A 15,687-nucleotide genomic window follows, 5' to 3' on the forward strand; every position below is an offset into this window, starting at 1 on the left:
ATTGTAATTAAAAAATGCACACAGAAGTACTCAATATAAGCAAAAACGAATGTACTATTTGCCAGGTTGAAACATGCCTGACATTTAATCCGTTCGTGGCGCATTTAAAAGAACGGATTGCTACCGAAAAAACACTCAAAAGCGAGTTTTACCGCTACGTTTTAGAACGTTTTGAGCATGATATATGTATTGACCTGGATATGCGGCCAACAGACGCAGAGAAATACAGGGAAATGCTTGAGCTTATTTATTCGATACTTACGCCGCCAATTGCCAACGAAAAGGAATTTCACTGGGCGCTGAGCACACCGGTACCTGATAAGATATTTTTCAGCACCGAGGCCTTTTATGAGTTTCATTCAAGCCATCATTCAAATTTATACGCGCTGAATGTACCTAAAAATGAAATGTTTAGCGACAGGCAAAAACGTTTCATTTACAACCTCATTCTTGAGCGGATGTATGGTTTTTCATCAGCAATGAAGAATGAGTTACTTTTTTCATACGAAGATCCTGAAACAGGCCTTTCAAGATATTTTAATATCCACACTGATGCCCGTTTTGTTGAAATAGAACTTAATGGGGAGTTACCTAAACTTAGCTTTGATACTATTGAACCATATTTACATTCACATACCAGTCTTGAGGCAATTGAAAAGGTAATCCCACTTAATATTTTTAAGTTCAAAGGGTTTTCTATAATTACCTTAACGGATGTAACCCTGACGCACGCGCTTGAAAATATCCGTACCGAACTGGTTAATCATTCGGCAAATGAAGAGGAGCAGTATGCACACATCATCAGCTCGCTTAAAACCCTTGCCGAAAGTACCGGTATCGAGTTTGGGCTTATGCCTTTTTTAACCATTAACAACGAGCCTATATTTGATAATGACGAATGCTCAAGAAGTATTTTGCTTAAGGCTGCAAAAGATTTTAATCTGGCCGAAGAAACTTTTGATGCCATTATTGATGACTATAATCAAAACCCGAGGCCAATTTTCTTTAACTCCATTACGGATGAGAAAATAGGTAAGTTTCCATTTTTGCAGGTGTTAAAACAGGCAGGCATTAAATCATATGGAATTTTCCCGGTATACTACAACAAAAAAAACGTTGGTATAATGGAAGTATACTCATATAAGGAAATTGTTTTTTATGAAAAGCTGCTTTCAAAGTTACAGTCAACAATACCACTTATTGCCCAGTTACTGCAAAACAGTATCGACCAGTTTGAGGCCCGTATTGCAGGCGTTATCAAAAATAAATTTACATCGTTACAACCATCTGTTCAGTGGAAGTTTAATGAAGTAGCCTGGAAATATGTTAAAGAAAAAAGGAAGAAGAAAAAGAACCAGGAAATAGAAACGGTAGCTTTTCAAAATGTTTACCCTTTATTTGGGGCAATTGATATCCGTAACTCCACCGTTGAGCGCAACAGCGCCCTGCAGGAGGATTTGAAAAGCCTGCTCACCATCCTCATCGAAACTCTGCGGGCGTTAAATGAACATATCCATTTAAGTTTAACCGGTAAACTGGTATCTAAATGCGAGGAGTGGCTTGAACGTATAAGCGGGTATATTACTACCAATGATGAGTTGATGCTTGATACTTTCCTGCATAATGAGGTTGACCCGTTTCTGGAGCATTTCAGAAATAATTATCCGGCCGAAAAGGAAACCATTGATAGGTATTTTAATGCCATGAACGAGGAAACCGGCGCGTCATTTGAGCACAGGCGTAACCTGGAAACATCAATGCAACTGATTAATACTTCTATCAACCAGTATCTGGAGCAGGCCCAGACAGAAGTACAGGAATCATTTCCCTGTTATTTTGAAAAATTCCGCACTGATGGCGTGGAGTATGATATTTATATAGGGCAGTCAATTGCGCCGCACAGGGTATTTGATATGCTGTATCTTAAAAATATCCGTTTATGGCAGTTACGGTCGATGGCTGAGATAGCTCGGATGACAAATGAGCTTGGTGACCAGTTATCACGACCGCTGCAAACCACACATTTGATATTTATCCATTCAAATGCTATAGACATCAGTTTCAGAAACGATGAAAGGCGTTTTGATGTAGAGGGGGCCTATAATATCCGTTACGAGGTGATCAAAAAACGTATCGATAAGGTTTTGGTGGCAGGGACTTTTGAACGCCTTACTCAGCCCGGAAAAATAGCAATGGTGTATTTTAATCCGGCAGAAGCCGCAGAATACGACGAATATATCCGGTACCTGCAGGTTCAGGGATATCTGCTTGATGACCTGGAATATCTTGACCTGGAAGAGTTGCAGGGCGTTACCGGCTTAAAAGCTTTAAGGGTTAGTGTTAACTACCAGTTGCCATTATTGAATAGCTAAGAGCAAATAATCAAGCATAAAGTTTAAGGCTCAAAGCGAAAAGAAACTTTATCAGGCTCGAACCCTTTGAGCTTGATAAGATTTTACTTTACAACACTTTTTTCATCAACAAACAGTTTGCTTGTCGCTGCCTAATATAAACTCATGGCTGCTGAATACTTCGAAGCCATGTTTTTTGTAAAAGGCAAGGGCTTTTTGATTATGTTCCCAAACGCCAAGCCAAATGTATTGCAGCTTTTTTATAGCGGCCTCTTTTATAGTAAAATCAATAAACTGATGGCCGGCCTTTTTACTATGATGCTCAGCTAAAACGTAAATGCGTTCTATCTCAACGGCGTTTATATCCTGAAATTCTGTTTGGGCAGGGCCGTAGTTAAGTTTGAGATAACCGATCACTTCATCATTAAGTATTGCAAAGAAAAAGTGGGAGTTAGGATTGTTAAGTTCTGACTGTATTTTTTGCAGCGTAAAGGCGATAGTTGAATACGCCTCCATATCGTCGGCCTTATTTAAATGCGCAAAAAAATAAAAAAACGTTTTTTTACTTAAGGCCAATAATTCTTCAGCATCGGCCAATGTTAGTTTTTTAATTGTAACAGTTTCAGCAACCATCGTTAATCAAACTGTTCCTGCAGGCGCACCAGCCTGTCTATCATCAGGTTTAGTTTTTCTTCCTCGTTTTTAAACATACGTGGCTTAAGATAAAAGGTAGTGAATAAAAACCATACAGCAATTGAGCTGTAGGTCACTATCTTGAATGCTAATGAAGAGTGTTCAAGTACCTCAACAAAATACATGGCCAACCCGGCGCTTATCATAAGTATATAGATGTAATAAAACCAGCCTATTACCTTCGACCGGCTTTTTTGATACTCTTTAAGACTATGCAGGTATTCGGTTGGGTTCAGCGTTGCGTCCTGTTTGCTCAGGATATGATAATGTCTTAAAATTAAAGAAAGGTACATGAGCATGGTAACCAATACTATCAAAATACCTATTGTGGTTACAGTTGATTTGAATGCCAGGAAAAATGTAACGATAAACGCAAATGCCGCGATGGCCACCATGGCTACTATAGTCCAGTACAACTTGTTAGTTATGCTGCGGATCCCCTTCTTTACTTGCTTCAGCACCTCATCCACCGAAAGCTGATCTGGTTTTGGCTGTCCCTGCCAAACCGACATCAAATGATCAAAGTCTTTCATACTGGTTATATAACTCCGTTAATTTTTGTTTGATACGATAAATTTTCACCCTCAGGTTTCCTTCTGATATACCCGAAATTTCGGCAATTTCGGGGTACGGTACTTCATCAAGCACCATGGTTATAATAATCCTTTCTGATTCTTCCAGTTTTGAAATACATTTGTACAGCAAAGCCACCTGCTCGTTTTTATCCGATAGCTCTTCCCGTTTTGTTTCAGCTAATTGTGGAGTAAGTTCGTCTTTGGCCTGGCGTTTTTCCGAGCGCAAATAGGTTAAACAGGTATTTACAGCAATACGGTAAATCCAGGTTGATATCATGGCCTGGTTACGGAATTTCTCTAAATTTTGCCAAACCTTTAAAAAGGTTTCCTGTAACAGGTCGTTGGCGGCATCGTCATCGCCGGTATAACCATAGCACAGATGGAATATCTTTTTAGAATTAGCTTCATATATCTGCTTGAATGCTGCTTCTTTGTTGGCCACTTCAGTTAATTTTATATTTAGACGATGTTAAGCTTTATATGTTACAACAAGTGATCATTCTTTTTAAACCAGCCAAGTTTGGTTTCGGCATCGCTTATTAAATTGTTGTAACTGTCCTGGTAATCAAATTGTAAGTCTTCATGGAGCTTGTTGATCAACCCGCGGATCTTTTCAACCTGTCTTGTTAATATCAGCCTTAAAGGTTTGTATGATGTACGCCTGTCGGCATATTCAACATAATTTTCGCAAAAATTGATCAATAATTCGATCTCGGCACCTTTTGAGGCCATGAATTTAGTGTACTTGCTTAACAGTCTCAGTATTTTGCGCATGCCCTTTGCAGCGTTGTAGCTCAATGACGATAGCTGACTGAACATGAACCCTGCTTCGGCCTTTACCTTTTCAACAAAGGCGGCTTCATCATGGGCCTCAAAAAGGAGATAGGCAAGGAGCTCCTTATTTTCCTTTTTGTAGCGCGCCAAGCGGAGCATCAATTCGGCAAGCTGCTCAGTAGGCAGGTGCTGAATTTCCTTTTTTATATGTTGTAATCCGTAGGCTGTGGTGCTCATGATATAAATACGTTGCCAAAATACTAATTGTTTAAATATTCTTTCACGAATGACTTTGCAGTTCAATAAAATTAAAATGAATTACACGAATGCAGACGGGACTACCATTCGTGCAATTCGTTTTAATTCGAAATAATTAGTGGAGAAATTACAACACGACTTCTTTGAGGCGATAATTTTGTTTCTTCATTTAACTTAATCATAAAATAGAATATTCCGTTGCCTGTTTAAACCGCCCGTAAATTTTGTAGTTTTGCAGGCTTATTAAATTAAATGAAAAAAAGCAGACTGACGCTCTTCATTTTTATTGCACTGGTATTGGGTGTGGTAGCCGGTTATATTTACAATACCTACGTTTTTGCCGATTTGAATAAGCAGCTAAGTACCGCCGGTGCAGCTATTAAAACAATCGACAAAACCATTGAAGGGTTACCCGATACAACGGTGTCTGCCTATAAAGACCTTAAATTGCAAAGAATAGCCCAGGTAAAACTCCAAAGCCAGGCTACGGATGCAAGGGAAGATAAACTTGAACTTTACAATATCCTGAGCAAAATTTTCCTTAACCTCATTAAAATGATTGTTGCCCCATTGGTGTTCACCACACTGGTGGTAGGCGTAGCCAAGGTAGGGGATATCAAGGCCGTTGGCCGGATTGGCGGTAAAACAATGCTGTGGTTCATCAGCGCAACGCTGGTATCCTTATTATTAGGAATGCTGCTGGTTAACCTGTTTGAGCCGGGTAAAACAATGCACCTGCCGCTTCCGGATAGTCATTTAAGTACAGGCATCAAAAAAACGGCATTGTCATTAACCGAGTTTGTTGGTCATGTTTTTCCGAAAAGCTTTATTGAGGCGATGGCTAATAACGAGATCTTACAGATTGTTGTATTCTCTTTGTTTTTTGGGGTGGCTACTGCGGCAATAGGCGAGCAGGGTAAAATAGTGATCAAAGCAATGGATGCCTTTGCTCATGTAATCATGAAAATTACAGGCTATGTAATGAAAATGGCACCATTAGCCGTGTTTGGAGCAATTACCGCTGTTGTAGCTAAACAAGGAATAGGCGTACTTTCAACCTATGGCATTTTTATCAGCGAGTTTTATTTTTCGCTGATCGTACTTTGGTCGGTAATTATATTGGCGGGGTATATTGTATTAAGAAAGCCGGTATTCAGGCTTCTTAATAGCATTAAAGATGCCATGCTGATAGCATTCAGTACTTCAACAAGTGAAGCGGCTTATCCAAAAGTATTAGAAGAATTGGAGAAATTTGGCTGCAGTAATAAAATAGTGAGCTTTGTATTGCCATTGGGCTATTCATTTAATTTGGATGGTTCCATGATGTACATGACCTTTGCATCATTATTTCTGGCGCAGTCATATGATATTCATCTTTCGTTCGGGCACCAGTTATCCATGTTATTGGTGCTGATGCTAACCAGTAAAGGAGTGGCCGGCGTGCCAAGGGCTTCGCTGGTGGTAATTGCTGGTACGTTGGCTATGTTCAATATCCCGGAGGCAGGTTTGTTTTTGCTGATCGGTATCGATCCGTTGTTAGACATGGGGCGTTCGGCCACCAATGTGCTTGGTAATGCTATGGCGACAGCAGTAGTGAGCAAATGGGAAAGGGAAGAGGTAGGAACTCAAATAATAAGAGAATAAAACAATCGTCATTGCGGAAAGCCATGGGGGAAACCCTGAAAAAGCAGTGATGCCGTGCAAAATACATTTTAAGGATGGTGCAGGGGCCGCGTTAGGGATTGCAGTGTAAAGCCCACAGCGCGGGTTGGGTATGCGGGTAAGAAAGGCGAGGACTTGTAACGAAAAGCCCGGCCCGTTAGCTAACGGGAACGCCCATGTTTATAAATAGAATTAATAATCAATAACTTACAATTACGTTATTATAAAGAATGACGACAACCGACCAAAGAGGAGTTATAATATCTATAAATCAATTATAGCTATTAATAATCTCCGATAAGCAGAGCCGCTCTGCATAGTTCGCGATTGCTTCGTACCTCGCAATGACATAAGAAAAAATAATTTCACTAATTCACTAACGCACTAATTCACTAATTAATTAAATATGTCTCCCCGTTTAAAAAAAGTATTTCTGATTATGACTGTTGTGGTACCGTTTATACTGTACTGCGTTTATTATTATGGCATGATGATCAAAAATGCGCCATACCGTTTCGTTGATTTTGAATCAATGAGTTTTCAGTACGGTCATAAAGATAGCCTTGTAAATAAATATGATTCACATACAGGCACGTTTCAATATCTCGACAAGCGCGATTCGTTGGTTAAAGAGCATTTGCGCTTAACTAAAGACGACTTGTTATATTTGCACCGTAAGGCTGCCGATTTAGGCTTTTGGGACTTCCCGTCAAAGGAAACCGGTGATACATCGGCTGCTGCCGCAGGCAAAACCGTTAGGTACATCATTGAGTTTAAATACAAGGAAAAAACCAAGCGTGTAATTTTTGATACCGACTATTTGGGCAACCCTAAACTCATTGACGCTAACCAACGGCTGATACGAGAGATACAGGATAAACTTACCGACGTTGAAAATCGCGGTAAAAAATAAAATACGGGTGTGTTGTTTATTAAATAATCAATCCCTATATTTGCACCTCGAAATTTAAAACAATATTTAACAAACATGTACGCAATAGTAAGTATAGCAGGACAGCAATTTAAAGTTGCTAAAGACCAGCAGATCTTTGTACACAGGCTACAAGGCGATGAAGGCGCTAATATTGAATTTGACAGTGTATTGTTAGCAGAAAACGAAGGTAAATTCAAATTAGGTTCTGATTTGAAAGGCGCTAAGGTATCGGCTAAGATCGTGTCACATTTAAAAGGTGATAAAGTAATTATCTTCAAAAAGAAAAGAAGAAAAGGTTACAAAAAGAAAAACGGTCACCGTCAGCAATTTACCAAAATTGAGATCACCGGTATTACATTATAATTAAAGGTTAAACCGGAGTTGTTCTGCAATTCCATAAAAATATAAGAAATGGCACATAAAAAAGGGGCCGGTAGTTCCAGAAACGGTCGTGAGTCACATAGCAAACGTTTAGGTATCAAGATTTTCGGTGGTCAGCCAGCAATTGCAGGTAACATCATTGTACGTCAGCGTGGTACTAAACACAACCCAGGTTTAAACGTTGGTCTTGGTAAAGATCATACTTTATTTGCCCTGGCTGAAGGTATCGTAGTTTTCAAAAAGAAAGCTGATAACCGTTCATACGTTTCAGTAGTTCCATTTGAGGCTGAAGTTGAAGAAGTAGCTGCACCTGCACCAAAAGCAAAAAAAGCCGCTGTAGCTGTTGAAGCTCCTGCTGCTGAAGAAGCTCCAAAAGCAAAGAAAGCTGCTGCGCCAAAAGCTAAAAAAGAAGAAGCTGCTGATGCTGCTGAAGAAACTGTAGCTGAGTAATCAGTTAACAAATATTAGGATATAAAAAATCCCGGTCAGTTTTGATCGGGATTTTTTGTTTTGAGGTTATGTGAAAAATCTTTGGATTATTCAGGACGGCGATCTCTCATTAGAGATAAAAGAGAAGAGCGTCATTGCGAGGCACGAAGCAATCCCCGATTAGCAGAGTCCCTCTGTATAGTTTGGGATTGCTTCGTGCCTCGCAATGACGCTTTTTTATGTTATGATATCTTTGAAAATAGGACACATTCGAAATTTGCTTGTCCTTATTCGATGATCAGCTTCTTCAGATAATAAGTATCCGGATCAATAACCGGCATACTTTTGCTTGTTATAGTGATGCCCTTTTTGTCAAGTGTATAACGCTTTGTAACGCCGTCAATATTAATATCAACAGGCAAAGCCATATCTATATTTAGCAATTGAACCTGGTACCTGTCGCCGCGCTGGGCTTTTACATGTACTTCCAGTTTATTGACAGAGTAGATGTACAGATCAAACAGCGGTTTCAGATCTCTACCCGCAGCTTTGCTAAAATACTGGATTACATCATCTGTATTGACCAAATTGCTGTAAGTATAACGCGGATCGGTAACGAAGCCTTTAAGGGTAGGGAAGAAGGTGCTGTCGCCCATAATATACCTGAGGGTGTGCATAAAGAATGCACCCTTGCCATAGATATCTCCATTGTAAGCCGATTCTTCGTCGATGTCTTTTCCCATTACAATAGGAACCTTATTGCCGAATGATAATGCCGAATTTTGGAAGAATTTGATATAAGCTTTTTCACCTTCAAATTCCCGCACATACAGTGCATCGCCGTAAGTACAGATCCCTTCATGGATCCAGTAATCGGCCCAATCTTTAGCCGTTACTTTATTGCCCCACCATTCGTGACCAAACTCGTGATGCATTAAGCCGTCATAATCTTCACCGCCAACTTTGGTATATTTAAATTTAGCACCATAAGCATTCATGGTTTGGTGTTCCATACCCAGGTGAGGGGTTTCAACAATCCCGATCTTTTCTTTTACCCATGGATATTCACCAAAGTATTTTTCTTGTTCTTTAATAGTTTTTACAAAAATATCCAGGTGGTGTTCGGCTTTGGCGGCATGTTCTTTTAATACATAAAACTGGATAGGAACCTGGTGCCCATCAACGGTGGTGTACGGACGGGTTACAACAGTATAGTCACCGGCATTAAACAAGATGCTGTAATTGTTAATGCTGTATTTGGTTTGCCAATGGAATGTTGCTGTTCCCTTTTGCCTGGTAATACCTTTCAATAATCCCGGCCCGGCAACCACCAAATCTTTAGGGACTGTGATGAACATATCTACACCCTCGTTTGGTTCGTCGGATGGATGATCTTTACAAGGGAAATATAATTTGCCGCCTGTACCTTCGGCGGTAATAGCCATCCATTGGTGCCCTGTTGAATCACGGGTCCAGATAAAGCCGTCATCCCATGGCGGACGACGGGCAACATGGGGCTTGCCGCCATAAATCACTTTTATGCTTGCTTTACCGGCAGGAAGCTCTTTGCCAGTATTAATAGTAATGAGGTTGTTTTTGTAATCAAATGGCTCCTGCTTACCGTTTACCAAAACCTTGCTGATGCTCAACGAATCTAACAGATCAAATAATAAAACTTTGGTAGGTTTTGCCATGATCACATCGATGGTGGTAAAGCCATCGATAGTTTTCTGTACAGGATCCACAGCCAGCGAAATGGTATAATGGCGCACATCCATTATGGCCTGCTCTGGTTTGAGCTTACCGCCTGATGTTAGGGTTTGCGCATGGAGAGCGACTGATGCTAACAGGAGTGCTAATGCACAAAAGATCTTTTTCATTTAACTATTTGAGCTAACCGTTCGATTTTAATTTAATGTTTTAATATAAATCAATTCTCTCTCACCAGCAAGCCATCTGCAAAATCGCGGAGGTATTGTTTATGCTCTTCAGGTAAATTAATGGCATCAAGAGCTGCAAAGGCTTTATCTGCATAAGTTTGCATAGCCTCTTCGGCGTGTAGCCTGATATCAAGTTCGTTATATATACTGGTTATGGCTTTAACCTTCTCTGCACTATCAAATTCGGCAGCGTTTAGCCAGTGGTTCAATGTTTGAGCCTGGCTGCCTTTAGCCAGCTCAAGGGCGCGAATAAGCAAAAAGGTTTTTTTATTGGAGATGATATCCCCGCCAACCTGTTTGCCAAATTTTTCGGGATCGCCGTAAACATCCAGGATATCATCCTGAAGCTGGAATGCGATGCCAAGATTTACCCCAAACGAATCGATCAGATCAGCATCAGCTAATGCAGCACCACCTATGATAGAGCCTATCTTTAACGTACCACCAAGCAATACCGCTGTTTTAAGGCGAATCATATTGATGTACTCGTCAATACTTACGTCGTTTCGCTGTTCAAAGCTCATGTCAATCTGCTGGCCTTCGCATACGCCCGTTGCGGTATCATTGAAAACATCAAGCACTTTCCGTAAAATGCTGTCGTCAACTTTCATCATCATGCGGTTGGCCTCCACCATCATCGCATCACCCGAGAGGATGGCTACATTGGCGTTCCACTTTTCGTGTACAGTTACTTTACCACGGCGTAAAGGTGCCTTGTCCATGATATCATCATGCATTAGGGTAAAGTTGTGAAATACCTCAATGGCAAGTGCAGGCTCAATTGCCTTTTCAACGTCACCGCCAAAAAGGTCGCAAGCCAGCAGGAGCAGGGCTGGGCGCATGCGCTTGCCGCCAATAGATAAAATATAGCTTATAGGTTCGTACAAATCGGCTGGATAGGCAGGATAACTTAGCTTGCCGACTGCATCGTTTATTAGTAACTGTAAATCTGTAAGTTGTTTCATTTATTTAGTGAGTGGTTCATTAGGTTGATTAAGTGAGTGGTTTCAGCGTTTAACTCAATCAACTACTCACCCAATCAACCATTCACCAATTATCAATCTTGTACCAGTGAAAAATCTATCTGTTTTTTGGTTAGGTCAACGTGTTTTACTTTGATCTTTACTTCATCGCCAAGCTGGTAAATTTTCTTTTTACGCTGGCCTATGATGGCATAGTTTTTCTCATCCAAAGTATAAAAATCGTCCGAAATATCGCGCAGGCGGATCATGCCTTCACATTTGTTTTCGATTATCTCCACATACATACCCCATTCGGTAACTCCAGAAATGATGCCCATGAAGGTGTTGCCAACCTGGTCGCGAAGATACTCAGCCTGCTTGTATTTTACAGAAGAACGTTCTGCATCTGCCGCCTTTTTTTCCATTAAAGAGCTGTGCGAACATAGCTTTTCATAAAACTCGGCATTGGCCGATTGACCGCCGTTTAAATAATGGAACAATAACCTGTGTACCATCACATCTGGGTAACGGCGAATTGGCGAAGTAAAGTGGGTATAGTGGTCAAAAGCCAAACCGTAATGGCTGCTGCTTTTGGTGGTGTAAATAGCTTTAGCCATTGAACGGATAGCCAGGTGGGTTAACACGTTCTGCTCTTTTTTGCCCTCCACATCTTCCATCAGGTAATTGAGCGATTTGGCTGTTTCCTTGTCAGATTTGGTGTTGATCTTATAACCAAACCTTGCTGCAAACTGGGCAAAGTTGGCCAGCGCATCAGGCTTGGGCGAATCATGTACACGGTAAACAAAAGTGTATTTGTGTTTGCCTTTACCCATTTTGCTAACGCGCTCGGCTACCTTGCGGTTGGCCAGCAGCATGAAATCTTCAATTAGCTTATGAGCGTCTTTACGTTCTTTTACATAAACGCCAATTGGCTTGCCTGTTTCATCAAGCTTGAACTTAACCTCGGTAGTTTCAAAGCTGATGGCCCCGTTCTTAAACTTGCGGTCGCGCAGTTTATAGGCCAGTGCGTTAAGCTTAAATATTTCTTCCTTAAAATCACCTTCGCCGGTTTCTATAACGTCCTGAACTTCCTCGTAGGTAAAACGCCTGTCGGAGTAGATGATGGTTTTTCCGTACCACTCGTTAATAATATTGGCGTTCTCATCCAATTCAAATACGGCCGAGAAGCAAAGCTTTTCTTCTTTTGGCCTGAGCGAACATAAGCCGTTGGATAGCCTTTCAGGCAGCATCGGTATTACCCGGTCTACCAGGTATACAGAAGTAGCCCTGTCCAGGGCTTCCTTATCTAAAGCCGAATCGGGGATGATGTAATGCGAAACATCGGCGATGTGAACACCAACCTCGTAATTGCCATTTTCGAGTACGCGATAGGATAGGGCATCATCAAAGTCTTTTGCATCGAACGGGTCGATGGTAAAAGTGGTGATATTGCGAAAATCGCGCCGTTTGGCAATTTCATCGGCAGTAATTACGTCCGAAATTTCTTCGGCATCGTGCTCAACCTCTGCCGGAAATGATAATGGGAAACCATACTCGGCCAGGATGGCATTCATCTCTGTATCGTTCTCGCCCTGTGCCCCCAAGATATGTTTGATCCGGCCGATAGGGTTTTTTGCTTCCGTTGGCCAGTCGGTAATTTCGGCTACTGCTTTGATGCCGTTTTTAGCCCCGTTAAGCTCAGTGATAGGGATAAAAATATCATGCATCATTTTGCGGTCGTCGGGGATGAAGAAGGCGTAACGTTCAGATAGTTTAACCACACCGGTAAACTCCATTTTGGCACGGTGGATGATTTCGATTACTTCACCTTCCTTATGCTTACCTTTGCTTTTGGCGTACACGTAAACCTTAACCCGGTCGCCATTAAGGGCGGTACGCAGTTTACGCGGGGCAATGAAGATATCACTTTCAAACTCATCATCGGTAACGATAAAGGCCGAACCATCGTTGGTAAGATCAACCACGCCTTCAATAAACGTTTTCAGTTCAAGAAGCTGGAATTTGCCGGGGGCGATCTCTTTTAGTACAGATTTTTTGACCTCGTCCTTTAATATTTCATAAATGATTTCGCGCGCTTCGGAATCACGAACGTTTAGTTTAGCAGAAACCTGTTTATAGTTGAGTGGCGTATTGCCGTTTTGTTCAAATATATCAAGTACCATTTGAGTAAGTACCTGGTGTATAGAAGAGTTGTTTTTCTTGCGTTTAGACATAGAATAGAATTTGTATCAAAGATACTGAATTTTGAATACCCGATATTGCCTGGCAGGCAAGCGATATAACCAAGTTTTTAATCAACCCGGTATCGAGGCTATCAGCCGCTTAGTATACTCCTCTTTAGGCCGGTAATAAATATCGTCAGGATATCCTGTTTCCACTATTTCGCCCTTGTTCATCACCATCATCCGGTCGGAGATATGCTTGATCACAGCTAAATCATGAGATATGAAAATGTAAGTAAGCTTAAGTTCTTCCTGAAGCTCGCGTATCAGGTTTAATACCTGGGCTTGTACGGATACGTCAAGTGCAGAAACTGATTCATCGCAAATGATAAATTTAGGCTGAAGCGCCAGGGCCCGGGCTATCACTATCCGCTGCCTTTGCCCGCCCGAAAACTCGTGGGGATAACGGTTAAAGTGTGCAGGCTGCAGGTTAACCCGTTCAAGCAGTTCAATTACTTTACGTTTGCGGATAGTATCATTGCTATAAAACTGATGTACCTGCAAGGGTTCCATAAGCGATTGCCCAACCGTAAGTTTAGGGTTTAGTGACGAATAAGGATCCTGGAAAATGATCTGGATATCTTTCCGGATCTGCCTCAGCTCATTTTTATTTAGTTCGCGCAGATCAGTGCCTCCAAAAGTGATTTTGCCGGATGTAGGTTCTATCAGCCTTAAAATGCTGCGCCCCAAAGTTGTTTTGCCGCATCCTGATTCACCGACAAGCCCTAAAGTTTCGCCCGGATATACATCAAAGCTCACATTGTTCACCGCTTTTACAACGTGGTCTTTCCGCTTGAAAAAGCCTGCATCTGTGGGGAACCAGGTACTTAACTTCTCCGCTTTTAATAGCGGTTGCTGCTCATATAGTTTGCGCTTTCTTTCAGCAATCTCAACATCAGGATAGTGGTATAATTTCCTGATGCTTTCGATAGTTACGGCGGGTTTGTCCGCATCCAGAAAATCGGCAACAACAGGCAGTTTTTTTAAATGCTGCTGTGGCGAAGGCCGGCAGGCCAGTAACCCTTTAGTGTACGGATGCCGTGGGTTTGCGAAGAGATCTTTTACAGCAGCTTCTTCTACAATTTCGCCTTTATACATTACCAAAACCCGGTCTGCAATTTCTTTGATCACCCCCAGATCATGTGAGATAAAGATCAGGCTCATATGCCTTTCGGCTTTTAACTTATGCAGTAGCTCAATAATCGTTTTTTGCACGGTAACATCAAGCGCAGTGGTTGGCTCATCGGCAATGAGGATCTCCGGGTTGCAGGCTAAAGCCATGGCTATCATTACCCGCTGCTTTTGCCCGCCCGAGATTTGGTGAGGATAGCTGTTAAATATTGCTTCGGGCCGTGGCAATTGTACTTCTTTGAAAAGATCGATAGTTTTTTGTTTAGCTTCAGCGCTGTTCAAACCTAAGTGTAGCCGTATCGCCTCTGTTAGCTGAAAACCACAGGTAAGTACAGGGTTAAGTGATGTCATTGGCTCCTGAAATATCATAGCTACCTGGTTGCCCCGTACATGCTGCATTTCATCTTCGGTTAATTTGCACAGGCAAACATCATTTAAAAGTACGGATCCGTTTATTACAGCCTGGGTTTCGTTAAGCAAACGCATCAACGCGAGGGAGGTTACCGACTTGCCGGAACCTGATTCGCCTACAATACCAATTGTTTCGCCTTTATCAAGAGTAAATGAAATTCCTTTTACAGCCTTGAACTGGCTTTTACCATTCTTGAAACTAACCGACAGATCGTTTACTTTAAGCATTAGCCTACTACGGTTATAAACTCGTCCGCAATCAGTTCTTCCCCGCGGTAACGCCTCAATAATTGTGCTGTTGCAACCACATCTTTTTGACAATAGGTGCAAATACGCTCCAACTGGTTTTCATGCCAGTAAACGCGGCCTACATCGCTGCCATCAATATCATCTTTTGGGGTTGGGATATTAAAAATGCTGGTGAGCAGATTTAATGAAGTGTAGTGTTTATGGTCGCCAAATTTCCATAGCTCCATAGTATCCAAATGGGCAATTTCCCAAGGTTTTTTACCTGCTATTTGCAATTGCTGCGGAAAGGGCATCCCGTTTACCAGTAACCTTCGGCAGATATACGGAAAGTCAAATTCCTTACCGTTGTGAGCACATAAAACAAGGCTGGCGGGCTGGCTGAACAACAAGGAGGAAAACTTAGTAAGCAACTCCTTTTCATCATGCGAAGCAAACGATTTTACCCGCAAACCAATATTCTTTCCCGCCGTAAAAATTCCGGCCGAAATACATACAATTTTACCAAACTCGGCCCAGATGCCGGCACGCTCATAATGGATATCGGCAGGTTCATCCTTGCGTTGGTGCCGGGTTTTTAGTTCCCATAAAACCTGCAGTTTTTCAGGCAATAGCTCATGACTGCTGTATTGGGGTACAGTTTCAATATCAATTACCAGTATATTATGCAGGTCGTATTGTTCAAGCATCCAATTAA

Annotated in this window: 14 protein-coding genes; 5 read left to right on the top strand and 9 right to left on the bottom strand. The window is 41.6% G+C overall.

Annotation, left to right across the window (positions count from 1 at the left end):
- The first annotated feature begins 14 nt into the window (after positions 1-14).
- Positions 15-2,372, top strand: a complete 2,358-nt coding sequence (locus MTO98_RS13495) for a GAF domain-containing protein (protein ID WP_243487175.1) — start codon at positions 15-17, stop codon at positions 2,370-2,372.
- Between the two features lie 105 nt (positions 2,373-2,477).
- Here the strand turns inward: MTO98_RS13495 and MTO98_RS13500 are convergent, their stop codons facing one another.
- From MTO98_RS13500 to MTO98_RS13515, 4 genes are read right to left on the bottom strand one after another with little or no spacing between them, the layout of a single operon-like run.
- Positions 2,478-2,984 (bottom strand): GNAT family N-acetyltransferase, encoded by a 507-nt coding sequence (locus MTO98_RS13500; protein WP_243487176.1) that lies wholly within the window; start codon positions 2,982-2,984, stop codon positions 2,478-2,480.
- A 2-nt stretch (positions 2,985-2,986) separates the two neighbouring features.
- Entirely contained in the window at positions 2,987-3,577 is a 591-nt protein-coding gene (locus tag MTO98_RS13505) for a hypothetical protein (protein WP_243487177.1), read from the bottom strand.
- Positions 3,564-4,061, bottom strand: a complete 498-nt coding sequence (locus MTO98_RS13510; protein WP_090525007.1) for an RNA polymerase sigma factor — start codon at positions 4,059-4,061, stop codon at positions 3,564-3,566. Before MTO98_RS13510 ends, MTO98_RS13505 begins: the two co-directional genes overlap by 14 nt.
- 41 nt (positions 4,062-4,102) lie before the next feature.
- Positions 4,103-4,630 (bottom strand): hypothetical protein, encoded by a 528-nt coding sequence (locus MTO98_RS13515; RefSeq protein WP_243487178.1) that lies wholly within the window; start codon positions 4,628-4,630, stop codon positions 4,103-4,105.
- 273 nt (positions 4,631-4,903) lie between these two features.
- Between MTO98_RS13515 and MTO98_RS13520 the strand changes: the two genes are divergently transcribed.
- The 4 genes from MTO98_RS13520 to rpmA all read left to right on the top strand — a co-directional run bounded on the left by MTO98_RS13520 (position 4,904) and on the right by rpmA (position 8,078).
- Positions 4,904-6,295 carry a dicarboxylate/amino acid:cation symporter gene (locus MTO98_RS13520; protein ID WP_243487179.1) on the top strand — a complete coding sequence of 464 codons (1,392 nt, stop codon included), beginning with the start codon at positions 4,904-4,906 and terminating at the stop codon, positions 6,293-6,295.
- 457 nt (positions 6,296-6,752) lie between these two features.
- Entirely contained in the window at positions 6,753-7,226 is a 474-nt protein-coding gene (locus MTO98_RS13525; RefSeq protein WP_243487180.1) for a hypothetical protein, read from the top strand.
- A gap of 75 nt (positions 7,227-7,301) precedes the next feature.
- Positions 7,302-7,610 carry a 50S ribosomal protein L21 gene (gene rplU, locus MTO98_RS13530; protein WP_091211724.1) on the top strand — a complete coding sequence of 103 codons (309 nt, stop codon included), beginning with the start codon at positions 7,302-7,304 and terminating at the stop codon, positions 7,608-7,610.
- Between the two features lie 48 nt (positions 7,611-7,658).
- The gene (rpmA, locus tag MTO98_RS13535) at positions 7,659-8,078 is read left to right on the top strand and encodes a 50S ribosomal protein L27 (RefSeq protein WP_243487181.1); all 420 of its coding nucleotides are present in this window, start codon (positions 7,659-7,661) and stop codon (positions 8,076-8,078) included.
- A gap of 266 nt (positions 8,079-8,344) precedes the next feature.
- On the opposite strand, the gene MTO98_RS13540 is transcribed toward rpmA, so the two are convergent.
- The 5 genes from MTO98_RS13540 to MTO98_RS13560 form a co-directional block, all read right to left on the bottom strand.
- Positions 8,345-9,937: a M1 family metallopeptidase gene (locus tag MTO98_RS13540; protein WP_243487182.1), complete on the bottom strand. Its 1,593-nt coding sequence runs from the start codon at positions 9,935-9,937 to the stop codon at positions 8,345-8,347.
- Between the two features lie 50 nt (positions 9,938-9,987).
- Positions 9,988-10,962: a polyprenyl synthetase family protein gene (locus MTO98_RS13545; protein WP_243487183.1), complete on the bottom strand. Its 975-nt coding sequence runs from the start codon at positions 10,960-10,962 to the stop codon at positions 9,988-9,990.
- Positions 10,963-11,054: 92 nt separating this feature from the next.
- Positions 11,055-13,193 carry a ribonuclease R gene (rnr, locus tag MTO98_RS13550; protein ID WP_243487184.1) on the bottom strand — a complete coding sequence of 713 codons (2,139 nt, stop codon included), beginning with the start codon at positions 13,191-13,193 and terminating at the stop codon, positions 11,055-11,057.
- Positions 13,194-13,274: 81 nt separating this feature from the next.
- Positions 13,275-14,972, bottom strand: coding sequence for an ABC transporter ATP-binding protein (locus MTO98_RS13555; RefSeq protein WP_243487185.1), 1,698 nt, complete (start codon positions 14,970-14,972; stop codon positions 13,275-13,277).
- Complete coding sequence (locus MTO98_RS13560; RefSeq protein WP_243487186.1) at positions 14,972-15,679, bottom strand: 3'-5' exonuclease; 708 nt, start codon at positions 15,677-15,679, stop codon at positions 14,972-14,974. The genes MTO98_RS13555 and MTO98_RS13560 overlap by 1 nt, the downstream gene beginning before the upstream one ends.
- Positions 15,680-15,687 lie beyond the last annotated feature (8 nt).

This window comes from Mucilaginibacter sp. SMC90, from assembly GCF_022811725.1.
Lineage (GTDB): Bacteria > Bacteroidota > Bacteroidia > Sphingobacteriales > Sphingobacteriaceae > Mucilaginibacter.